The sequence below is a fragment of the Pseudomonas sp. AC463 genome (assembly GCF_979253585.1).
On record NZ_CEEDDZ010000453.1, the window covers coordinates 1 to 289 of the forward strand.

Here is a 289-nt window from a genome sequence, read left to right on the forward strand (position 1 = left end):
TGCGGCAGATAGGTGCCGAACACGAACAATTGCGCCAGCGCCAGCAGCGCGGGCACCGCCCAGAACGCGACGATGTTGATGAGCGACGCACCGAGCAGGATGTAGGCAATCGCCGCGACGGTGATCCGCAGGATCTGGCCGTGCGTATAATAGCCCCTGAAGAAATGCACGAACCACGGTAGCGCCTGTCGCGGTGCGCCGGCATGGAAATCGGGGTCGTCGGGGGTGCCGGGTGCGGCGTGGTGCGCGTGATGCTTGGGGTAGAGCGCGGCGTAGGACAGGCCGGCAT

1 protein-coding gene is annotated in these 289 nt (G+C 65.7%); it reads right to left on the reverse strand.

The genetic code is table 11. The annotated features are described in order from the left end of the window. A partial coding sequence (locus AC0IYH_RS30940; protein WP_471838005.1) for a fatty acid desaturase family protein occupies positions 1-289 on the reverse strand: 289 nt, incomplete at both ends.